General features: G+C 65.9%; 14 protein-coding genes and 2 tRNA genes. 12 read left to right on the top strand and 4 right to left on the bottom strand.

Going from position 1 to position 20,188, the window contains the following annotated elements:
- Positions 1–103 precede the first annotated feature (103 nt).
- Together rplS and WBN46_RS08250 are read left to right on the top strand one after the other, a co-directional pair.
- A complete protein-coding gene (gene rplS / locus WBN46_RS08255) occupies positions 104–511 on the top strand; it encodes a 50S ribosomal protein L19 (protein WP_192201528.1) in 408 nt (135 codons plus the stop codon).
- A 129-nt stretch (positions 512–640) separates the two neighbouring features.
- Positions 641–1,042, top strand: coding sequence for an RNA-binding S4 domain-containing protein (locus WBN46_RS08250; RefSeq protein WP_337731112.1), 402 nt, complete (start codon positions 641–643; stop codon positions 1,040–1,042).
- Positions 1,043–1,120: 78 nt separating this feature from the next.
- Here WBN46_RS08250 and WBN46_RS08245 read toward each other — a convergent pair whose 3' ends face one another.
- The 3 genes from WBN46_RS08245 to mutS all read right to left on the bottom strand — a co-directional run bounded on the left by WBN46_RS08245 (position 1,121) and on the right by mutS (position 7,149).
- Positions 1,121–1,735 carry a DUF937 domain-containing protein gene (locus WBN46_RS08245; RefSeq protein WP_192201526.1) on the bottom strand — a complete coding sequence of 205 codons (615 nt, stop codon included), beginning with the start codon at positions 1,733–1,735 and terminating at the stop codon, positions 1,121–1,123.
- A gap of 173 nt (positions 1,736–1,908) precedes the next feature.
- Positions 1,909–4,155 (bottom strand): catalase/peroxidase HPI, encoded by a 2,247-nt coding sequence (gene katG, locus WBN46_RS08240; protein WP_337731111.1) that lies wholly within the window; start codon positions 4,153–4,155, stop codon positions 1,909–1,911.
- A 450-nt stretch (positions 4,156–4,605) separates the two neighbouring features.
- A complete protein-coding gene (gene mutS, locus WBN46_RS08235; protein WP_337731900.1) occupies positions 4,606–7,149 on the bottom strand; it encodes a DNA mismatch repair protein MutS in 2,544 nt (847 codons plus the stop codon).
- 357 nt (positions 7,150–7,506) lie between these two features.
- Between mutS and WBN46_RS08230 the strand changes: the two genes are divergently transcribed.
- The 9 genes from WBN46_RS08230 (at position 7,507) to WBN46_RS08190 (ending at position 18,145) form a co-directional block, all read left to right on the top strand.
- Entirely contained in the window at positions 7,507–10,071 is a 2,565-nt protein-coding gene (locus WBN46_RS08230; protein ID WP_337731110.1) for a TonB-dependent receptor, read from the top strand.
- 127 nt (positions 10,072–10,198) lie between these two features.
- On the top strand, positions 10,199–10,690 hold the full coding sequence (locus tag WBN46_RS08225; protein ID WP_337731109.1) for a CinA family protein: 492 nt from the start codon (positions 10,199–10,201) through the stop codon (positions 10,688–10,690).
- Between the two features lie 31 nt (positions 10,691–10,721).
- Positions 10,722–12,407: an AarF/UbiB family protein gene (locus tag WBN46_RS08220; RefSeq protein ID WP_337731108.1), complete on the top strand. Its 1,686-nt coding sequence runs from the start codon at positions 10,722–10,724 to the stop codon at positions 12,405–12,407.
- Between the two features lie 48 nt (positions 12,408–12,455).
- Positions 12,456–13,097, top strand: coding sequence for a transcriptional repressor LexA (gene lexA, locus WBN46_RS08215; RefSeq protein WP_337731107.1), 642 nt, complete (start codon positions 12,456–12,458; stop codon positions 13,095–13,097).
- Between the two features lie 193 nt (positions 13,098–13,290).
- Entirely contained in the window at positions 13,291–14,325 is a 1,035-nt protein-coding gene (recA, locus tag WBN46_RS08210; protein ID WP_192201519.1) for a recombinase RecA, read from the top strand.
- A gap of 30 nt (positions 14,326–14,355) precedes the next feature.
- Positions 14,356–14,871: a recombination regulator RecX gene (gene recX / locus WBN46_RS08205; RefSeq protein ID WP_337731106.1), complete on the top strand. Its 516-nt coding sequence runs from the start codon at positions 14,356–14,358 to the stop codon at positions 14,869–14,871.
- Positions 14,872–14,964: 93 nt separating this feature from the next.
- Positions 14,965–17,616, top strand: a complete 2,652-nt coding sequence (gene alaS / locus WBN46_RS08200) for an alanine--tRNA ligase (protein ID WP_337731105.1) — start codon at positions 14,965–14,967, stop codon at positions 17,614–17,616.
- 150 nt (positions 17,617–17,766) lie between these two features.
- Complete coding sequence (csrA, locus tag WBN46_RS08195; protein WP_142124622.1) at positions 17,767–17,976, top strand: carbon storage regulator CsrA; 210 nt, start codon at positions 17,767–17,769, stop codon at positions 17,974–17,976.
- A 76-nt stretch (positions 17,977–18,052) separates the two neighbouring features.
- Positions 18,053–18,145: transfer RNA gene (locus tag WBN46_RS08190), tRNA-Ser, on the top strand.
- 117 nt (positions 18,146–18,262) lie between these two features.
- Here WBN46_RS08190 and WBN46_RS08185 read toward each other — a convergent pair.
- Positions 18,263–18,339 (bottom strand) — tRNA-Arg (locus WBN46_RS08185).
- Between the two features lie 260 nt (positions 18,340–18,599).
- On the opposite strand from WBN46_RS08185, the gene WBN46_RS08180 reads away from it, so the two are divergent.
- Entirely contained in the window at positions 18,600–20,174 is a 1,575-nt protein-coding gene (locus tag WBN46_RS08180; RefSeq protein WP_192201516.1) for a right-handed parallel beta-helix repeat-containing protein, read from the top strand.
- Positions 20,175–20,188 lie beyond the last annotated feature (14 nt).

Below are 20,188 nucleotides of genomic sequence, written 5' to 3'. Positions count from 1 at the left end.
CACGCCCCCGGATCCCATAACAATATCGTGCGGCGCAATTCGGCGACTGCATCAGTTTTCGTTGTCGCAAGACACAATCACGCATACAAGCATTGGTGCCAACATGAGCAAGCTCCTCCAGGAATTCGAAGCCTCCCAGATCACGCGCGAGCTGCCCGCGTTCGGCCCCGGTGACACCGTGGTCGTCAACGTGAAAGTGAAGGAAGGCAACCGTGAGCGCGTGCAGGCGTACGAAGGCGTTGTCATCGCCAAGAAGAACGCCGGCCTGAACTCCGCGTTCACCGTCCGCAAGATCTCGCACGGCTACGGCGTCGAGCGCGTGTTCCAGACCCACAGCGCCACCATCGACTCGGTCGAAGTGAAGCGCCGCGGCAAGGTCCGCGCCGGCAAGCTGTACTACCTGCGCGAACTGGAAGGCAAGGCCGCCCGCATCAAGGAAGATCTGGCTGCCAACGCCGCCGCCAAGGTCGCCCGCCAGGCCGCCGCTGCGGCGGCTTCCGCCGCCGAGTAACGGCTGGCTGGATAGCGCTGCAGGAACGGCCACCTCCGGGTGGCCGTTCGCGTTTCCGGCGGGTGGATTCCGCGGCGGAATCCCGGCGCCGCGGCATGACGCTCATGCACCTGTTGTTCCTCGATCACGATGACTGAACTCCCCACTGCAACCGTGCGCCTGGATCTCTGGCTCTGGGCAGCACGCTTCTTCAGGACCCGAAGCCTGGCCAAGCAGGCGGTCGAGACCGGCAAGGTCGACGCGGCCGGGCAGCGCGCGAAGTCGTCGCGTGCGGTGCGCGTGGGCGATGTGCTGGCGATCACGCGAGGTGAGGAGGTCTTCGAGATCGAGGTGCTTGCGCTGAGTGACCGTCGCGGTTCGGCCGCATTGGCGCAGGCGCTGTATTCCGAATCGGCAGCCTCAAGGCAGCGGCGTGAGGCCGCACTCGCGGCGCGCCGTGCGGAGCGTGCCGGTTACCAGGCGCCGCAGTCGCGACCGGACAAGCGCGCGCGTCGCCTGATCCGTGCGTTGGGCGACATCGATGCGCTGTAGCCGTACCCGCGCCTGAAACGGAAGAAGGGCGCCGATGGCGCCCTTCCTGGTTGCAACTGTGCGCTACGTGGAAGCGGATCAGCGTCCGCCGCCGAACATGCCGCTGCCGATCTTGAGGATATCGCCCAGGCCGAGTTGGCCATCGCCGTCCTGGTCCAGCACGGCGCCAAGCAATCCGCCGCCCAGACCGCCCTGTTGCTGCACCTGGCGCTGTTCCTGTCCCAGCACTTCAGCCAGTCCCAGCGGGTTGTTCTGCGCGCTGCCCTGGCTCATGCGCTGGGCGAGGAAGGCGAGCACGATGGGGGCGAGGATCTTCAACAACTGGCCTGCACGTTCGCCACCCAGCCCGGTCGCCTGGCCCAGGCCCAGTTCTGCACGGTTCTGCTGGCCGCCGAAGACATGCCCGAGGATGCCCGCACCGTTGGCCTGCGGCGAAGAAGCGCCACCCAGCACCGCGCCCAGCACGCTGCCGATGTCCAGCCCGCCGTGGTTGCGTTGCAGGGCACCGAAGAGTGCCTCCGCACCCTGCGGCTGTGCCGCGTTGCGACCCAATGCGCCCAACAGCAACGGGAGTGCGGCGCCGATGGCGCTGGATGCCTGCATCTGGCCGATACCCAGTTGCTGCGACACCTGCTGCAGCGGCGCGCCCTGCAATTGGGCGAAGAGGTCTTCTGCGAGGGATGCGTTGCTCATGGTGCGGTCGTCCTCCTGGACGCGGTGGGAAGCGGCGCATCATGCTAGCGCCAATCTGACCCGTCGCCGACTCACACTAGCGGTCGGCCGACCGACGGAAACAGCAACGCCGCATGCCTTTCGGGGCATGCGGCGTTGACAGAGCGACGCAAACGCTGATCGGGTCGATCGCCTTACTTGAGGTCGAAGCGGTCCAGTTCCATCACCCGGGTCCAGGCGGCGACGAAGTCCTTTGCCAGTTTTTCCTTGCCGTCGGCGCTGGCGTAAACCTCTGCGAGCGCGCGCAGGACGGAGTTCGAGCCGAACACCAGGTCCACGCGCGTACCGGTCCATTTCGCGGCCCCGGTCTTGCGATCGCGGCCTTCATAGCGGTTCGCGCCGGTCGCTTTCCATTCCGTGCCCATGTCGAGCAGGTTGACGAAGAAGTCATTGCTCAGCACGCCCGGCCTGTCGGTGAACACGCCCTCGCTGCCACCGTCGGCATTCGCACCCAGCACGCGCAGGCCGCCGACCAGGGCCGTCATCTCCGGCGCCGTCAGCGTCAGCAGCTGGGCGCGATCCACCAGCAGGTGTTCGGCCGGCACCACCGAGCGTCCCTTGAGATAGTTGCGGAAGCCATCGGCGAAGGGTTCGAGCACGGCGAACGATTCGACGTCCGTCTGGTCCTGGCGCGCATCGGTGCGGCCGGGCTGGAACGGCACGCTGACATCGATGCCGCCGGCCTTCGCCGCCTGCTCCACGCCAACGCCGCCGGCGAGCACGATCAGGTCGGCCAGCGAGACCTTCTTGCCGCCGGCAGCGTCGAGGTTGAACTCCATCTGGATGCGCTCCAGGGTCTTCAGCACTTTCGCCAGCTGCCCGGGCTGGTTGACGGCCCAGTCCTTCTGCGGGGCGAGGCGGATGCGCGCGCCATTGGCGCCACCGCGCTTGTCACCGCCACGGAAGGTCGAGGCCGACGCCCACGCGGTCGAGACCAGTTCGGGTACCGACAGCCCCGATGCTGCGATCTTCGTCTTCAATGCGTCGATGTCGGCCGCATCCACGGTGGCGTAGTCCGCCTTGGGAAGCGGGTCCTGCCATACCAGTTCTTCCTTCGGTACTTCCGGGCCGAGGTAGCGCACGCGCGGCCCCATGTCGCGATGGGTCAACTTGAACCATGCGCGCGCGAAGGCATCGGCGAAGGACTGCGGGTTCTCCAGGAAGCGCCTGGAGATGGGCCCGTAGATCGGATCGAAGCGCAGCGACAGGTCGGTGGTCAGCATCTTCACGCGCTGCTTCTTCGATGCGTCGTGTGCGTGCGGCACATCCTCGGGCGCGTCCTTGGCAACCCACTGGTGCGCGCCGGCCGGTGACTTCTCCAGTTCCCATTCGAAGCCGAACAGGTTCTCGAAGAACTTGTTGCTCCACAGCGTCGGCGTCTGCGTCCAGGTCACTTCGATGCCTGACGTGATCGTGTCGCGGCCCTTGCCGCTGCCGAACTTGTTGTGCCACCCGAAGCCCTGCTGCTCGAGATCGCCCGCTTCCGGCTCGGCGCCCACGTTGTCGGCCGGGCCGGCGCCGTGGGTCTTGCCGAAGGTGTGGCCACCCGCGATCAGGGCGACGGTTTCCTCATCGTCCATCGCCATGCGGCCGAAGGTGTCGCGGATGTCCTTGGCGGCCAGCAGCGGATCGGGATTGCCATCGGGACCTTCCGGGTTGACGTAGATCAGGCCCATCTGGACGGCGGCCAGGGGGTTCTCCAGCCGGCGCGAGTGCACGTCGCCGTCGGCATCGTCGTCGGAGACCAGCACGCCTTCATCGGCCGGCTTCTCGACGCCTTCGGAACCATGCGCATAGCGCACGTCACCGCCGAGCCAGGTGGTTTCGCGGCCCCAGTACACGTCCTGGTCGGGTTCCCAGGTGTCTTCGCGGCCACCACCGAAACCGAAGGTGCGGAAGCCCATCGTTTCCAGCGCCACGTTGCCGGCCAGGATCATCAGGTCGGCCCAGGAGATGCTTTGCCCGTACTTCTGCTTGACCGGCCACAGCAGGCGGCGCGCCTTGTCCAGGCTGACGTTGTCCGGCCAGCTGTTGAGGGGTGCGAAACGCTGCTGCCCGCGACCGCCACCACCACGCCCATCGCCGATGCGGTAGGTGCCTGCACTGTGCCAGGCCATGCGGATGAACAGACCGCCGTAGTGGCCGAAGTCGGCCGGCCACCAGTCCTGCGAATCGGTCATCAGGTCGCGCAGGTCCTTCTTCAGTGCGTGGTAGTCGAGCTTGTTGAAGGCCTCGGCATAGTCGAAACCGCCGTCGAGCGGATTCGAACGGGAGGAATGCTGGTTGAGCAGGTCCACGCGCAGCTGGTTGGGCCACCAGTCGCGGTTGCCGGTGCCGCCGCCAGCGGTCTGGTGAAACGGGCACTTCGATTCGGTGGTCATGCGTGTGCTTCCTTTTGCCGTCGGGTGTGGGTGGGAAGGAGTCGGATCAAGCGGGCGACTGCGGTCGCCATGCCTGCGGCGCGCGAGCGGCGCGGGGCGGCCGCGTGTGCTGGAGGGTGGGGAGCGAAACGGGCCAGCGGTTCTTCGAGACGGTGGGCGCGTGCGGGGCGTACCGGATGGCGGGCATGCACATGGCTGACGTCCTGCGGGCGTTGGCGGATGGCGACCAGACTAGGCAATGCGAACGATCAATGAAAATCGTTTGTGACGAAGAGTTCGATAGCGCGATTCAATGGTGCATTGCGCAATCGACGATCCCCGGGTGGCGCATACGACGATACGCCGCGCACGTTACGCGGATGTTGTACGAGCGTGCGCGTCCCACTGTACTGCTGCCTGCCGGCATGCACCGGATCAGCCAATGGCGTTCGCGGGGTTCTCGCGAAACGGTCAGAGCAGGGCTTTCAGCCGGTACATGGCTTCGAGTGCCTGCTTGGGCGTCAGTTCGTCGGGATCGATCGCGGCAAGCGCTTCCTGCGCGGCCGAAGGCCGGGCAGCAAACAAGGCGAACTGCTGCGGTGCATCGAGTGCCTGGGGAGCCATGTCCGAGGCGTGCGTCTCGCGGCCGCGCTGCTCCAGTTCGGCCAGGCGGCGACGGGCCTGCTGCAGCGTGGTCCTCGGCAGACCGGCGAGGGCGGCCACCTGCAGGCCGAAGCTGCGGTCCGCGGCGCCTTCCTTCACCGCGTGCATGAAGACCAGCGTATCGCCATGTTCGACGGCATCGAGATGCACGTTGGCGATGCCGCTGCCTGTTTCGTTGGCCAGCGCGGTGAGCTCGAAATAGTGGGTGGCGAACAATGTGTGGCAGCGGTTGGTCGCGGCGAGATGGCGTGCGACGGCGTCGGCCAGTGCCAGGCCATCGTAGGTCGACGTGCCGCGGCCGATTTCGTCCATCAGCACCAGCGATTGCGCGGTGGCGTGGTGCAGGATGTAGCTGGTCTCCGCCATCTCCACCATGAAGGTGGACTGCCCGCGTGCGAGATCGTCGCCCGCACCGATGCGGGTCAGGATGCGGTCGACCGGGCCGATGACGGCGCGCGAGGCAGGCACGAAGCTGCCGATGTGGGCGAGCAGCACGATCAGCGCGTTCTGCCGCATGTAGGTGCTCTTGCCGCCCATGTTAGGGCCGGTGATGACCAGCATGCGCCGGTCTTCGTGCAGGTGCAGGTCGTTGGGCTCGAAGGGTTCCTTGCGCACGGCTTCCACCACGGGGTGGCGGCCGCGCTCGATCCGCAGGCCCGGCACATCGTTGAGTTCCGGCTGGGTCCAGTCCAGCGCCTGCGCCCGCTCGGCGAAGGCGGCGAGCACATCCAGTTCGCTGAGCGCGGCGGCACAGCGCTTCAGCGGTTCGAGTCGCTCGTTGAGCGTGTCCAGCAGCGCGTCGTACAGCAGCTTCTCGCGCGACAGCGAGCGCTCGCGCGCCGACAGCACCTTGTCCTCGAACTGCTTGAGCTCCTCGGTGATGTAGCGCTCGGCGCCGGTCAGCGTCTGCCGTCGGGTGTAGTGCACCGGTGCTTTGTCGGCCTGGCCCTTGCTGATCTCGATGTAGTAGCCGTGCACGCGGTTGTAGCCCACCTTCAGCGTGGGAATGCCGCTGCTCTCACGCTCCCGGGTCTCCAGGTCGATCAGGAACTGGTCCGCGTGGGTGCTGAGTTGGCGCAATTCGTCCAGTTCGGCATCGTAGCCATCGGCCAGCACGCCGCCATCGCTGAGTTTCAGCGGCGGTTGCGGCGCGATGGCAGCCAGGAGCAGCGATGCGGTATCGGCATGCTCACCGAGCGCCATGGCCAACGCCTGCAGGCGCGGCGCGTCCAGTGGCAGCAGGTGCGAACGCACGTCCGGCAACAGGGCAAGGCCGTCGCGCAGCGTGGACAGGTCGCGCGGCCGCGCGGAGCGCAACGCCACGCGGGTGAGGATGCGTTCCACATCGCCCAGCGCACGGAAGCCCGTCCGCAGTTCGCGGTCGGTGCCGTGTTCGATCAGCGTGGCCACGGCCTGGTGGCGTTCGCCCAGCACACGCTGGTCGCGCAGCGGCCGGTGCAGCCAGCGACGCAGCAAGCGCCCCCCCATCGGGGTGATGGTGGAATCGAGCACGCCGAGCAGCGTGTGCCGCGTGTCGCCGTCGACGCGCGTATCGAGTTCCAGGTGGCGGCGCGTGGCCGCGTTCATGGCGATGGCATCGCCGGCCGATTCCACCGCGATCGCGGTCAGGTGGGGCAGGCGCTGCTTCTGGGTTTCTTCCACGTACCCGAGCAGGGCGCCCGCAGCGCCCGTGGCGAGCGGTTTGTCGTCGATGCCGAAGCCGCTGAGATCGTGCAGGCCGAAGAAGTTCAGCAGCTGCCGCCGGCCGCTGTCGGGATCGAACAGCCAGGGCGCGCGCCGGCGGACGCCCGTGCGCTGCTGCAGGAATGCCGGCCAGCCTTCTTCGTCGGGAACCAGCAGTTCGGCCGGCTCCAGGCGGGAGAGTTCGGCCTCCAGGGCGTCGTCGCTGTCCACTTCGTTGACCATGAAGCGACCACCGGCCAGGTCTGCCCATGCAAGGCCATAGCCCGAGCGGCCGCGCGCGACGGTCATGAGCAGCGTATCGCGACGCTCGTTGAGCAGCGCTTCGTCGGTCACGGTGCCTGGGGTGACCACCCGCACCACTTTCCGTTCGACCAGCCCCTTCGCCAGCGCCGGATCGCCGATCTGCTCGCAGATCGCCACCGATTCGCCCAGCGCCACCAGCCGGGCCAGGTAGCCCTCGCAGGCATGGACCGGTACGCCCGCCATCGGGATGGGCGCACCACCCGAGCTCCCGCGCTGGGTCAGCGTGATGTCGAGCAGCCGGGCCGCCTTGCGGGCATCGTCGTAGAACAGCTCGTAGAAGTCGCCCATCCGGAACAACAGCAGGAGGTCCGGGTACTCCGCCTTGGCGGCGAAGAACTGCTTCATCAGGGGCGTGTGTTCCGACTTGTCTTTGCTCACGAGGCCTGTGGGGAAGGGAAGTGCGAAAGGGTGCTGATTGTAGCGGCTGGGCGTGCGTGGCCGCGGAGTGGAACTGGGGGCTGGCACAGCGAGCAGCACCCGACGTAATCGAAGTTCCGCACGATCGTTCGGAAAATCAGTGACTTATCCATGCCAAAGTGATGGCCTGCGTATCGACGCAGTGCAGAATGCCGTGCTGTGAAGTGGGTGTTAATTTCGCGTTGACGCAAGGGGAGTTGCGTTCGCCACAGCGGCATCACTGCACGCTACATCCGGAAACACACAAGCACCCGTCGCCAGCACATGACCCTTGGAGGGGAGAACATGGTCACCGCATCGCCCAGGCACAAAGCGCTTTCACTTGCCGTCTTCGCCGCGCTCTGCGCCAGCTCGCATGCGTATGCGCAGCAGGCCGCACCCGCGGCAGAAGAAGAACCCACCACCCTGGCGACCATGACGGTCACCGCGCAGAAGCGCGAGGAGGCCATGCAGGACGTGCCGATCGCGGTGACGGCGGTGTCCGAACAGCTTCTGCAGGATACCGGCGTGCGCGACATCAAGGACCTGCAGGTCCTCGTGCCCGGCCTGACTGTCACCAGCACCCAGAGTGAAGCCATCACCACCGCCCGTATCCGCGGCGTCGGTACGGTGGGCGACAACGTCGGCCTGGAATCATCGGTCGGCGTGGTGATCGATGGCGTGTACCGTCCGCGCAACAGCGTCGGCTTCGGTGATCTGGGGCAACTTGAACGCATCGAGGTGTTGAAGGGGCCGCAGGGCACGGTGTTCGGCAAGAACACCTCGGCCGGCGTCATCAATGTGGTGACCCGTCGCCCGAGCTACACGCAGAGTGCGGAAGGCGAGGTCACGGTCGGCAACTACGGCGCGATCGGCGTGTCCGCCAGCTACAACGACGCGCTGGGCGAAGCGGGTGCATTCAACATCTATGCGGCCAAGCGCAAGCGCGACGGCTGGATGGATGTCCGCACGGGCAACGGCCCGCGCCAGGAAACCGACGACAACGACCAGAATTTCCACACAGTGCGTGGCAAGCTGTTGCTGGAGCCCTCGGAGAACCTGGAAATCCTGGTATCCGGTGACTTCACCAGTCGTGAGGAAAACTGCTGCGCGGCGGTGCAGACCACCGTGGGTGCCACGGCCGCGATCCTCAACGCCCTGGTCGGGGGCAAGGCGGTTGCCGCGCCGGGCGACGATCCGTTCGACCGCGTGGCCTACAGCAACCGTCCGACCACGCAGGACATCAAGGAAAACGGCGTGGCGGTCGAGGTGAACTGGGATTCGTCCTGGTTCGGTGGCGCCACGCTGACATCGATCACCGCACAGCGCGAGTGGGAGGCGATCAACGGCCTGGACTACGATTTCAGCACGGCAGACATCCTGTACCGCGTGGCAGACGAGGACGAGTCCTTCACCGGCTTCAAGACCTTCAGCCAGGAGTTCCGCCTGACGGGCGGCAACGACCACATCGACTGGATGGTCGGTGCGTTCTACACCGACGAGGACCTGGACCGTACCGAGACCTATCGCATCGGCTCGCACTACGAGCCCTATCTGTCGGTTGCGCTGCTGTCGATCATCAATCCGGCCCTGGGCCAGTCGCCGACCGCGCCGCTGTTCCTGTCGCAGGCGACGGGCCGCCCGTTCGGCACCGTGTTCGCCGGCCTGGGGGCGCTGGATACCTACGAGCAGAGCGCCAAGAGCACGGCGCTGTTCACCAACAACACCTGGCACGCCACGGATGCGCTCGACCTTACCCTGGGCCTGCGCTACACCCGCGAGAAGAAGACGCTGGTGTCGAACTACAGCAACCCCAACGGCGGTGCGGGCTGCGGCGCGATGCTGGCCAACCAGGCCGGCGTCGTGGGTGCGCTGATGGCGCGCGGCCTGTCCCAGGCGCAGGCGGTGGCTGCGGCGCCGACGGTGGTCGGCTACGGCTGCCTGCCGTGGGCCAACCCCCTGCACAACGCGCCCACGCGCGACACGGTGCAGGAGCGTGAAGAGAAGGAATGGTCCGGCACGCTGAAGGCGGCATACCGCTGGAACGAGCACGTCATGACCTACGGTTCGTTCGCGCGCGGCTACAAGGGCGGCGGCTTCAACCTCGATCGCGTGCAGTCGTCCAACGGCCTGTCCAGTGGCGGCACGGGTATCCTGCCGGTGCTCGACACCTCGTTCGCAGGCGAGTTCGTGGACAGCTACGAGCTGGGCGCCAAGACCACGTGGCTGGATGGCAACCTGTTGTTGAACGCCACCCTGTTCCACCAGAAGTACGAGGACTTCCAGCTCAACAGCTTCCTCGGCACCAGCTTCGTGGTGCGCTCGATCCCGGAAGTCACTTCGCAGGGCCTGGATGCCGAGCTGATGTGGCAACCGCGCTCGATCCGCGGCCTCATGCTGCAGGGCGGCCTGATGTACGCCGACACGCAGTACGGCGACAGCATCCCGGGCGGGGATTTCGTGGCGCCCACGGGTGCGCTGTACAAGCTGCCCGGCGCGCAGATGAGCTTCGCGCCGAAGTGGTCCGGTTCGGCGTCGCTGACCTACGAATGGGACGTCGGCAGCCTGATGGCGCGCTTCAACATCGGGGCCAAGTACGTGTCCAAGTACAACACCGGTTCCGATCTGGATCCGGAGAAGATGCAGGATGCCTACGCCGTGGCCAACGCACGGTTCGGCATCGGCGCGCAGGACCAGCGCTGGATGCTGGAGTTCTGGGGCACCAACATCACCGACGAGGACTACGTGCAGGTCGGCTTCGATGGGCCGCTGCAGAATGTTTCGCCGGCGCCGAACAACCCGTTCAACACCTTCAATGCGTTCCTCGGCGCACCCCGCATGTATGGCGTGACCCTGCGCGTGCGTTACTGATCCCCTTCGCAGAACATCGCGAACGGCCCGCCTCCCAGGCGGGCCGTTTTCTTTTGGGGCGGCATGGCGGGGCGACATCGCCGGACAAATCGGCTACAACACGCACGCCCCCCAGCCGGAACCGATGATGTCCGTCCCCACCGATGAAGAACTGCGCGTCCTGGCCCACCGTCTGGGCGAACGCCTCAGGCAGGGCCGCGATCATCTGGTCACGGCGGAAAGCTGCACGGGGGGCTGGATCGCCAAGTGCGTCACCGATATCGCCGGCTCATCGGACTGGTTCGATTGCGGCTTGGCGGCGTACAGCTACGAAGCCAAGCAGGCCCTGCTGGGCGTGCGGCCGCAGACGCTGGAGACGCATGGCGCGGTCAGCCGCGAGACGGTGATCGAAATGGTGTCCGGCGCACTGGTGAGTTCGGGTGCCAGCGTCGCGGTCGCCGTGACCGGCATTGCCGGCCCGGGCGGCGGTAGCGCGGACAAGCCGGTGGGTACGGTCTGGATCGGCTGGAAGCGGCGGGGCGGCTATGCGCGCGCCGAGGTTTTCCAGTTTTCGGGTGATCGCGATGCCGTGCGCCGGCAGACGGTAGCGACCGCGCTCGACGGGTTGGAAAAGCTGTGATCGCGGTTATCCGCCGCGGAGGAATGCGGTGATGTGGGAAACGCTGGGGACGGTGCGCGATCTGGGCCGATTGCAGGAAATCGCGTCGGTACTGATCCGCTGGGGCTTCGGCGATGTCGTCAAGCGCATCGGCATGGCTGGCGTGCTGGAGAAGGCGGGGCGCCTGCTGCACTGGCAGGCGGTCGAGGAAGGGCGCCTGCGCATGGACGTGCCTGCGCGGCTGCGCTGCACGTTGCAGGACCTGGGCCCCACGTTCGTGAAGCTGGGCCAGGTGATAGCCACCCGGGTAGACCTGCTGTCGCCCACGTGGATCGACGAACTCTGCCAGCTGCAGAATGCCGTGCCTGCGTTGCGATGGGAGGACGTGCTGCCGCAACTGCGCGAAGACCTGGGGGCGGATCCCGAAGCGGTCTTCGACCGGATCGAGCAGGAGCCCCTGGCTGCCGCCTCACTGGCCCAGGCACACCGCGCCTGGCTGGCCGACGGCAGCGCGGTGGTGCTGAAAATACGCCGCCCCGGCATCCGCGACACGGTGGAAGCCGATCTCCGGCTGCTGAAGCACCTGGCCGTCATCGTCGAGAAGAATCTTCCCGAACTGCGCCGCTACCATCCCCAGCGCATCGTGCAGCAGTTCAGCGCCTCGCTGCGCCGCGAGCTGGATTTCGCTGCGGAATGCCGCAATGCCGAGCGCATTGCGCAAAATTTCGCCGGCCGCGAGGACATCGTGATCCCGCGCGTTTACTGGGAGTGGACCTGCGAGCGGCTCAACGTGCAGACCTGCCTGGACGGCATTCCCGGGCGCGACCTCGCCGCCGTGGATGCGGCGGGGCTGGACCGCAGGCAGCTCGCGCGCACCGGGGCGGGGATCGTGCTCAAGATGGTGCTGGAGGACGGTTTCTTCCACGCTGATCCGCACCCCGGCAACATCTTCTACATGCCGGACGGCGCCATCGGCGTGATCGATTTCGGCATGGTCGGGCGGGTCACCGAGCAGCGCCGCTTCCAGATCGTGCGCCTGCTGCATGGCCTGGTCGCACACGACCCGGAAGCCGTGGCGGAAGTCCTGTCCGACTGGACCGAGGAAAACAACGACGTCGACGAACTGCGCTTGCAGGAGTCCGCCGGTGCCTTCGTCGACCAGTATCGCGGCGTGCCACTGAAGGACCTGCGCATGGGTGCCATGCTCGGCGACGTCACCGCGATGCTGCGCGAGCACGGCCTCAGCCTGCCTGCGGACCTGGCGTTGATGATCAAGGCGTTCCTGACCCTGGAAGGCATGGGGCGCCAGCTCGACCCGGATTTCGACATGGCCAGCGAAGCGCGCCCCTACCTGGAGCGCGCCATGCTGGAGCGTTATGCGCCCGATGTCCTGGTAAGGCGCGGACGACGGACCTTGTCCGGGCTGGTGGATCTGTTGCGCGACATGCCGCGCGACGTGCATCGACTGCTGCAGTCGGCCCGGCGCGGCAAGCTGCAGATGCATATCGAGGTCGATACGCTCAAGGTGTTCGGCGAGCAGGTGGACCGGGCTGCCAACCGCCTGACGATGGGCATCATCACGGCCGCCCTGATCATCGGCTCGTCGATCGTGATGAACAGCGTGGGCGGAGGTGTTTCCAACCGGTGGCTGATGGCGCTCGGCGTGCTGGGTTTCCTCGGCGCCGCGCTGTGCGGGGTGTGGATCCTGTTCTCGATCCTGCGCAGCGGGAGGCGCTAGCGCTCCCCGGGTTGCCAATCGGCGAAGTTAGTAGTATTACTACTAACCATGGATCTGACCGATACCCAGCACGCCATCCTCGCCCTGATTGCCGAACGGCTGGAAGCCGAGGGCATGCCGCCGTCGCAGGCGGAAATCGCCAAGGCCTTCGGCTTCAAAGGCGTGCGTGCCGCCCAGTACCACCTGGAGGCGCTGGAACAGGCGGGGGCCATCGAACGGGTCCCCGGCCGCGCGCGCGGCATCCGCCTGCTCAAGGCACCGTTACCCCCCCAGTCGGACCTTGCATTTCCCGCCGCCAACGAAGACGGCCTGCGTGTCCCGGTCCTGGGGCAGGTAGCGGCGGGTTCGCCGATCGGCGCGGACGCAGGGCACCACGATTACGTGCTGCTGGATCGCGCCTTCTTCGCACCCGCGCCGGACTACCTGCTGAAGGTCAAGGGTGATTCGATGCGCGACGAGGGCATCTTCGATGGTGATCTGATCGGGGTGCACCGCACGCGCGACGCCCGTTCCGGCCAGATCGTAGTGGCGCGGATCGACGACGCCATCACCGTCAAGCTCTTGAAGATCGGCAAGGACCGCATCCGTCTGCTGCCACGCAATCCCGACTACGCCCCCATCGAGGTGCTGCCCGACCAGGACTTCGCCATCGAAGGCCTGTACTGCGGGCTGGTGAGGCCGAACCGGTGACGCATGGCGCTAGATCGGTCGGGATGCCTTCCTGCATCGAAGCACGGTGTTTCCCGACCTCCCACTGCGGCGAGCGCCGATCCCCGCAGCCCCCGCGAGCAACTAATTTCTCCCATGCCCGTTCCGTCGCAGCCTGTGCGATGGCCGCTCCCCACACTGATCGCACCTGACCACCTTGACTAGGACCACGACAATGGATGAGAACAAGAAGCGCGCCCTTTCCGCCGCACTGACCCAGATCGAGCGCCAGTTCGGCAAGGGCTCGGTGATGCGCATGGGTGACCGGGTCATCGAGCCCGTGGAAATCATCCCCACCGGCTCGCTGATGCTGGACATCGCCCTGGGCATCGGCGGACTGCCGCGTGGTCGCGTGGTGGAGATCTACGGTCCGGAATCCTCGGGCAAGACCACGCTGACCCTGCAGGCCATCGCCCAGTGCCAGAAGCAGGGCGGCACGGCCGCATTCATCGACGCCGAGCATGCGCTGGACCCGATCTACGCCGCCAAACTGGGCGTGAACGTGGATGACCTGCTGCTGTCGCAGCCGGATACCGGCGAACAGGCGCTGGAAATCGCCGACATGCTGGTGCGCTCCGGATCCATCGACATCGTGGTCATCGACTCCGTGGCGGCGCTGACCCCGAAGGCTGAAATCGAGGGCGAGATGGGCGACCAGTTGCCCGGCCTGCAGGCGCGCCTGATGAGCCAGGCCCTGCGCAAGCTCACCGGCAACATCAAGCGCTCCAACACCACCGTCATCTTCATCAACCAGTTGCGTATGAAGATCGGCGTGATGATGCCCGGCCAGAGCCCGGAGACCACCACCGGCGGCAATGCACTGAAGTTCTACGCCTCGGTCCGCCTGGACATCCGCCGCATCGGTGCCATCAAGAAGGGCGACGAGATCATCGGCAACCAGACCAAGATCAAGGTGGTCAAGAACAAGCTGGCGCCGCCGTTCAAGCAGGTCGTCACCGAGATCCTCTACGGCGAAGGCATCAGTCGTGAAGGCGAACTGATCGACATGGGCGTGGAAGCCAAGCTGGTGGAGAAGGCGGGCGCCTGGTACAGCTACGGCAGCGAGCGCATCGGCCAAGGCAAGGACAATTCCCGTACCTTCCTGCGCGAGAACCCCGCCATCGCCGCCAAGCTCGAAGCCGAACTGCGTGAGAAGTTCCAGCCCGCTGAAGCGCAGCGCGAAGAAAGTGCGGACAACGACGGCGAATAAGCATCGCGGCAGGTGAGATGGGCGCGTGTCATGGTCGATGAAGCAGGAGATGCACCGGGGGCGGGACGCCGCCGTCGCAAGCCGGTCGAGCAGACACCCCTGCAGCGCGCGCTCGGACTCCTGACCCGTCGGGAGCATTCCCGGCGGGAGTTGTCCCGAAAATTGACGTCCCGTGGAGTGGAAGCGGCCGATGTGCGATCGGCCGTGGACCGGTTGGCAGGTGAGGGCTGGCAGAGCGACACGCGCTTTGCGGAGGCCCTTGTCCGCAGCCGGGCCTCGGGTGGTTATGGTCCGCTACGGATCAGGGCTGAGCTGTCCACGCATGGGCTGGACCGTGAGGCAGTGGCGGCGGCCATGGCCACCTTCGATGGCGACTGGACCGAAGCGGCGTGCGACCTCGTCCGCCGTCGTTTCGGTCCAGCCCGCCAGATCGACCAGGCTCAACGGCGCAAGATCGCGGATTTCCTGACCCGACGCGGCTTCGATGGTGCCGCCATCCGTGCCGCAAGTCGGCTGGAGGCGGAGGACTGGGACGGAGCGGCCTGATAATCTAGGGCATTGGGTTGCTTCCACCCTGCCGCACCCGCATGTAGCGGAGAGCGCGGCGCGGTGATGCGCCTTCCAGCCAATGCCTGCCAGATGACCACTCCCAATACCTTCAGCACCCGCCAGATCCGCCAGGACTTCCTCGATTTCTTTGCCGGGAAGGGCCATACCATCGTGCCGTCTGCCTCACTCGTGCCCGGCAACGACCCCACGCTGCTGTTCACCAATTCCGGCATGGTGCAGTTCAAGGACGTCTTCCTGGGTGCCGAGAAGCGGAGTTACGTACGCGCCGCCGACGTGCAGCGCTGCCTTCGCGCAGGCGGCAAGCACAACGATCTGGACTCAGTCGGCTATACGGCCCGCCATCACACCTTCTTCGAGATGCTGGGCAACTGGTCGTTTGGCGACTACTTCAAGAAGGAAGCCATCGGCTGGGCGTGGGAATTGCTGACCGAGGTCTGGAAGCTGCCCAAGGACCGCCTGCTGGTCACGGTGTATCACACCGATGACGAAGCCTACGACCTGTGGCATGACATGATCGGCCTGCCCGCTGAACGCATCGTGCGCATCGGCGACAACAAGGGCGCCCCTTACGCATCGGACAATTTCTGGCAGATGGCCGATACCGGCCCCTGCGGTCCCTGCACTGAAATCTTCTACGACCATGGCGACCACATCGCGGGTGGTCCTCCGGGCTCGCCGGATGAAGATGGTGATCGCTATATCGAGATCTGGAACAACGTCTTCATGCAGTTCGACCGGCAACCCGACGGCACGCTGATACCGCTGCCGGCCCCCTGTGTCGATACCGGCATGGGACTGGAGCGCCTGGCAGCCGTGCTTCAGCATGTCCACACGAATTATGAGATCGATCTGTTCCAGGGCCTGATCCGCAAGGCGTCCGAGCTGACCGGCACGGCCGACCTCGAGAACAAGTCGTTGCGCGTGATCGCGGACCATATCCGCGCCTGCAGCTTCCTCATCGTCGATGGCGTCCTGCCTTCCAATGAAGGGCGCGGTTACGTGCTGCGCCGGATCATCCGCCGCGCGCTGCGCCATGGTTGGATGCTGGGCGTGCGGCAGCCGTTCTTCCACAGGATGGTCGGCACACTGTCGGACCTGATGGGTGATGCCTATCCCGAACTGCCCGCCGCTCGCGAGCTCGTCGAGCGCGCACTCAAGGCCGAGGAGGAGCGCTTCGCCGAGACCCTGGATTCGGGCATGCGCATCTTTGACGATGTGGCTTCTCGCGTCACCGATGGCGTGATCCCGGGCGTCGATGCGTTCCGGCTCTATGACACCTATGGCTTCCCCGTCGACCTGACCGCGGATATCGCGCGCGAGCGTGGGTTGACTGTGGATATGGCGGGTTTCGATGCCGCGATGGAGCAGCAGCGCGAAACCGCGCGTGCCGCCGGCAAGTTCACCTCGACGACCGGCCTGCCTGCCGACCTGGTGGCGCAGCTTTCGCCTACTGGATTCCTGGGTTACGACCAGCTTGATGCCGGCGGCCTGGAGATTGTCGCGCTGCTCAAGGATGGGCGCCCGGTGCAGGCGGTGCAGGCGGGTGACGAGGCCGTTGTCATCCTGGACCGTACCCCCTTCTACGCGGAATCCGGTGGCCAGGTTGGCGACACCGGCGTGCTGGCCGAGCAGGGTGTCGAGTTCGATGTCGCGGACACGCTCAAGTTCGCTGGCCAGTTCCACGGCCACGCAGGTCGCGTCGCGAAGGGTTCGTTGAAGGTGGGTGACCACGTCGTGGCGTCGGTGGATGCGGCGCGTCGCGCCAGCACCATCCTCAATCACTCCGCCACGCACCTGTTGCATGCGGCGCTGCGCGAAGTGCTGGGCACCCATGTGCAGCAGAAGGGGTCGCTGGTCGCGCCGGATCGCCTGCGCTTCGACTTTTCCCACTTCCAGCCGATGACGCCCGCGGAGCTGGCCGAGATCGAGCGCCGCGTCAATGCGCAGATCCGTGCCAACAACGAGGCCGAAGTGCATCACATGGGCATGCAGGAGGCGCTGGATTTCGGTGCCATGGCCCTGTTTGGCGAAAAATATGGCGAGAACGTACGTGTGCTGAAGATGGGCGGCTATTCCACGGAGCTGTGTGGCGGCACCCACGTCGGACGCACGGGGGACATCGGCCTGTTCAAGCTGGTCGGTGAAAGTGGCGTATCCGCAGGGGTGCGACGCATCGAGGCGGTGACAGGGCAGGGTGCCCTGGACTACGTGGCGGACGAGGAGCGCCGGCTGTCCGAAGCTGCAGGCCTTCTGGGCGGGAACGCCAGTGAAGTGGTCGAGAAGATCCGGGCTCTTGCCGACAGGCAGAAGAAGCTCGAGCGCGAACTGGAGTCCCTGAAGGCAAAGGCGGCCTCCAGCGCCACGTCCGACCTGGCAGGGGGGGCGGTCGATATCGCGGGCGTCCGCGTACTCGCGTCACGGCTGGAAGGCTTCGACGCCAAGGCGCTTCGCGATGCCGTGGACCGCCTGAAACAGCAGCTGGGTGACGCCGTGATCGTCCTCGCCGGCACTGCGGACGGCAAGGCCGCACTGGTGGCGGGCGTGAACGGTGCCGCAACCGGCCGGGTCAAGGCGGGGGAACTACTGTCACATATCGCCGGTCAGATCGGGGGCAAGGGCGGTGGTCGCCCGGACCTCGCCCAGGGTGGTGGTGAGGACGGGCCCGCCCTTGCTGCGGCCCTCGAGGGCGTCCCGGCATGGGTCCAGCAACGCCTCGCCTGACCTGTCATGGGGTCATTCAGCGCTTGCGGCCGTGTGCCTCCGGCCGCTACCATGCTTTAGGTTCATGAATGTACCAGGAAGCTGTCGGCCGGTTTTCACAAGGCTGGCGCGCCCCCGGCACTATCCTTTGCCGGATTACGGAGAAGAAACATGTTGATCTTGACCCGCCGTGTCGGCGAAACCCTGATGATCGGCGATTCGGTCACGGTGACCGTGCTTGGCGTGAAAGGCAACCAGGTGCGTATCGGTATCACCGCGCCCAAGGATGTGGCCGTGCATCGCGAAGAAATCTACCAGCGCATCCAGCGCGGCGAAGAGATCGCTTCGCCTGCAGGGTCTGAAAACGTCACTTCGGAGTGAATTTGTTTGCCGCCTGCGCGGTGAGCCGCTATCCTAGGCGGCCGCTGCAGCATGGCTGCAACGTGCGACAAAAACCGGAGTGATGCCCGAGTGGCCGAAGGGGCTCCCCTGCTAAGGGAGTATAGGGTCAAAAGCCTTATCGAGGGTTCGAATCCCTCTCACTCCGCCAGTTGATGAAAGAAGCCCCGCAATGCGGGGCTTCTTTTTGTCCGCATGAGCTGGAACGACGCTCCTCTTCTCGCGGACGAAAAAAAACAGGCTGACCTAAGTCAGCCTGTTTCGAAAATGGCGCGCCCGGAGAGATTCGAACTCCCGACCGCCTGGTTCGTAGCCAGGTACTCTATCCAGCTGAGCTACGGGCGCGTTTCGTTAGAAGCGGAATTCTGCACGAACGAATTTCACCCGTCAATAACCTGATGGAAAGATTCCTTGGGCACGACGCCTGCGACCGCCTTCGGCGGTCCTTCGCGTACTTGAAGGCAGATCCGATCACCGAAATGGGGCGCGCGTCTCATCCGCAGCGCTTAATGAAGGTCCGGATTAGCAGGCTGTTCACGCCCGCGTCGGGACAATGATCGGGCAGGGGAAACAACAGAACGCGAGCAATCGCGGGAGTCCATTTGATGCATTTCTCAAAACCCTTGCTTGGGCTGGGGCTGCTGGCGGCTGTCCCCTTGAGCGCGGCTGCCGCGACTTACAACGTCGGCCCGGGGCGCACCTATACGCAGCTCACGACCCTCTTCAGCAGCGTCAATCTGGCGCCTGGCGACATCGTCGAAGTAGACGGCAATGCGACCTACGCCGGCAATATCGTGGTGGGTAGCGATGACAGCGGTACGGAAGCCAGCCCGGTGACGATCAGGTGGCGCCGTGTCGCCGGGGCAACCCGGCCGGTGCTTTCGGGGGGCACCCATACCATCAAGTTCGAGCAGTCGAACCACGTCGTGCTGGAAGGCTTCGAGGTGACCGGCGGAACGAGCTCCTGCATTTTCAGCGAAGCCCACAACGCCACGGTACGCGATGCCTACGTGCATGACTGTCCCTCGCACGGCATCCTGGGCGCCGACCAGAACTCCGGTTCGTTCACGCTCGAATACAGCGAGATCGCCCGCTCGGGTCAGGGTGACCGCCGGCACGCGATCTACATGCAGTCCGACGAAGTGGCCTATCCGGACACCGTCTTCAGGATGCGCTACAACTACGTGCACAGCGCCACGGGTGGCGTGCTGGTGCGCGTGCGCCACCAGCGTGCCGAAATCCACTACAACTGGATCGAGGGGTCGGACCTGCACGAAGTCGAGCTGATCGGGCCCGACTGCGAGACGCAGAAGTCCGGCTGGACGGCGGATCTCCGGCGCGAAGACGCCGAGCTCGTCGGCAACGTCATCATCCATCGTTCGACGAGTCGTTCGGGCAATGCGCTGCGCATTGGCGGCGATCTCAACGGACGCAACCAGGGGCGCACGCGCCTGGTGAACAACACCATCCTGATGGACCGCTCCGGCACGGCGAACGCCGTGCTGGTCCAGTTGGGACAGGGCTCGCTGGAGATGCACAACAATGTGATCTACCAGCCGGCAGCGGGCAGTGCGCCCAGCATCGTCCGCGAGAATCCAGCCAGCAATGTCGACACGCCGTACTGTGGTCCGCAGAGCAGGGAGCCCTGGTCGGATGGCCGCAAGGTCGCCGGCTCCAACAACTGGGTGCAGACGGCGGCGGCGATGGTGCCGACGGAATGGACGGGCACGCTGCGCGGCAACGACCCGATGTTCGTCGATCTGGCGCAGCGCAACCTTCGTCCGCGCGCGGGCAGTCCCCTGTTGAACGCGGGCAACAATACGCCCGTGACGCCAACCGCTTTCCCGTTCCCGTCGCCGCAGCTGCTGCCGGCCTTCGATCCGCCGTTGCGGACCAAACTCGCGATGGGCGATGCGCACGCCCGTCTTCTGCTGGAGAACCGCATCGACGTGGGGGCGTTCGAACAGTTCGACATCGACCAGGTCTCCGACCCGATCCGGGTGAATGGGTCGCAACCGTTGATCCCCTCACGCGCGTCCGGAGCGGCGGCACAGCCGGTGACCGCGTCCCAACCGGCCATTGCCACCCCTGCGCCGGCCACGCTGCCGGCGGTCCGCGAGCGGCCGCGCTGGCGGCAGGCGCCCGCTGCGCGTTACCGAAGGGGCGTTGTCCGCCGCTGACGCGCGGCCGTTTT

This window comes from Pseudoxanthomonas sp. CCNWLW251 (genome assembly GCF_037402255.1).
GTDB lineage: Bacteria > Pseudomonadota > Gammaproteobacteria > Xanthomonadales > Xanthomonadaceae > Pseudoxanthomonas_A.
Note: the sequence above shows the minus strand (reverse complement) of the source record. Positions and strands in the feature narration are given on the sequence as shown.

Coding starts and splice junctions, on each gene's coding strand:
- rplS (WP_192201528.1), top strand. CDS start 104: ATGAGCAAGCTCCTCCAGGAATTCGAAGCCTCCCAGATCACGCGCGAG.
- WBN46_RS08250 (WP_337731112.1), top strand. CDS start 641: ATGACTGAACTCCCCACTGCAACCGTGCGCCTGGATCTCTGGCTCTGG.
- WBN46_RS08245 (WP_192201526.1), bottom strand. CDS start 1,735: ATGAGCAACGCATCCCTCGCAGAAGACCTCTTCGCCCAATTGCAGGGC.
- katG (WP_337731111.1), bottom strand. CDS start 4,155: ATGACCACCGAATCGAAGTGCCCGTTTCACCAGACCGCTGGCGGCGGC.
- mutS (WP_337731900.1), bottom strand. CDS start 7,149: ATGAAGCAGTTCTTCGCCGCCAAGGCGGAGTACCCGGACCTCCTGCTG.
- WBN46_RS08230 (WP_337731110.1), top strand. CDS start 7,507: ATGGTCACCGCATCGCCCAGGCACAAAGCGCTTTCACTTGCCGTCTTC.
- WBN46_RS08225 (WP_337731109.1), top strand. CDS start 10,199: ATGTCCGTCCCCACCGATGAAGAACTGCGCGTCCTGGCCCACCGTCTG.
- WBN46_RS08220 (WP_337731108.1), top strand. CDS start 10,722: ATGTGGGAAACGCTGGGGACGGTGCGCGATCTGGGCCGATTGCAGGAA.
- lexA (WP_337731107.1), top strand. CDS start 12,456: ATGGATCTGACCGATACCCAGCACGCCATCCTCGCCCTGATTGCCGAA.
- recA (WP_192201519.1), top strand. CDS start 13,291: ATGGATGAGAACAAGAAGCGCGCCCTTTCCGCCGCACTGACCCAGATC.
- recX (WP_337731106.1), top strand. CDS start 14,356: ATGGTCGATGAAGCAGGAGATGCACCGGGGGCGGGACGCCGCCGTCGC.
- alaS (WP_337731105.1), top strand. CDS start 14,965: ATGACCACTCCCAATACCTTCAGCACCCGCCAGATCCGCCAGGACTTC.
- csrA (WP_142124622.1), top strand. CDS start 17,767: ATGTTGATCTTGACCCGCCGTGTCGGCGAAACCCTGATGATCGGCGAT.
- WBN46_RS08180 (WP_192201516.1), top strand. CDS start 18,600: ATGCATTTCTCAAAACCCTTGCTTGGGCTGGGGCTGCTGGCGGCTGTC.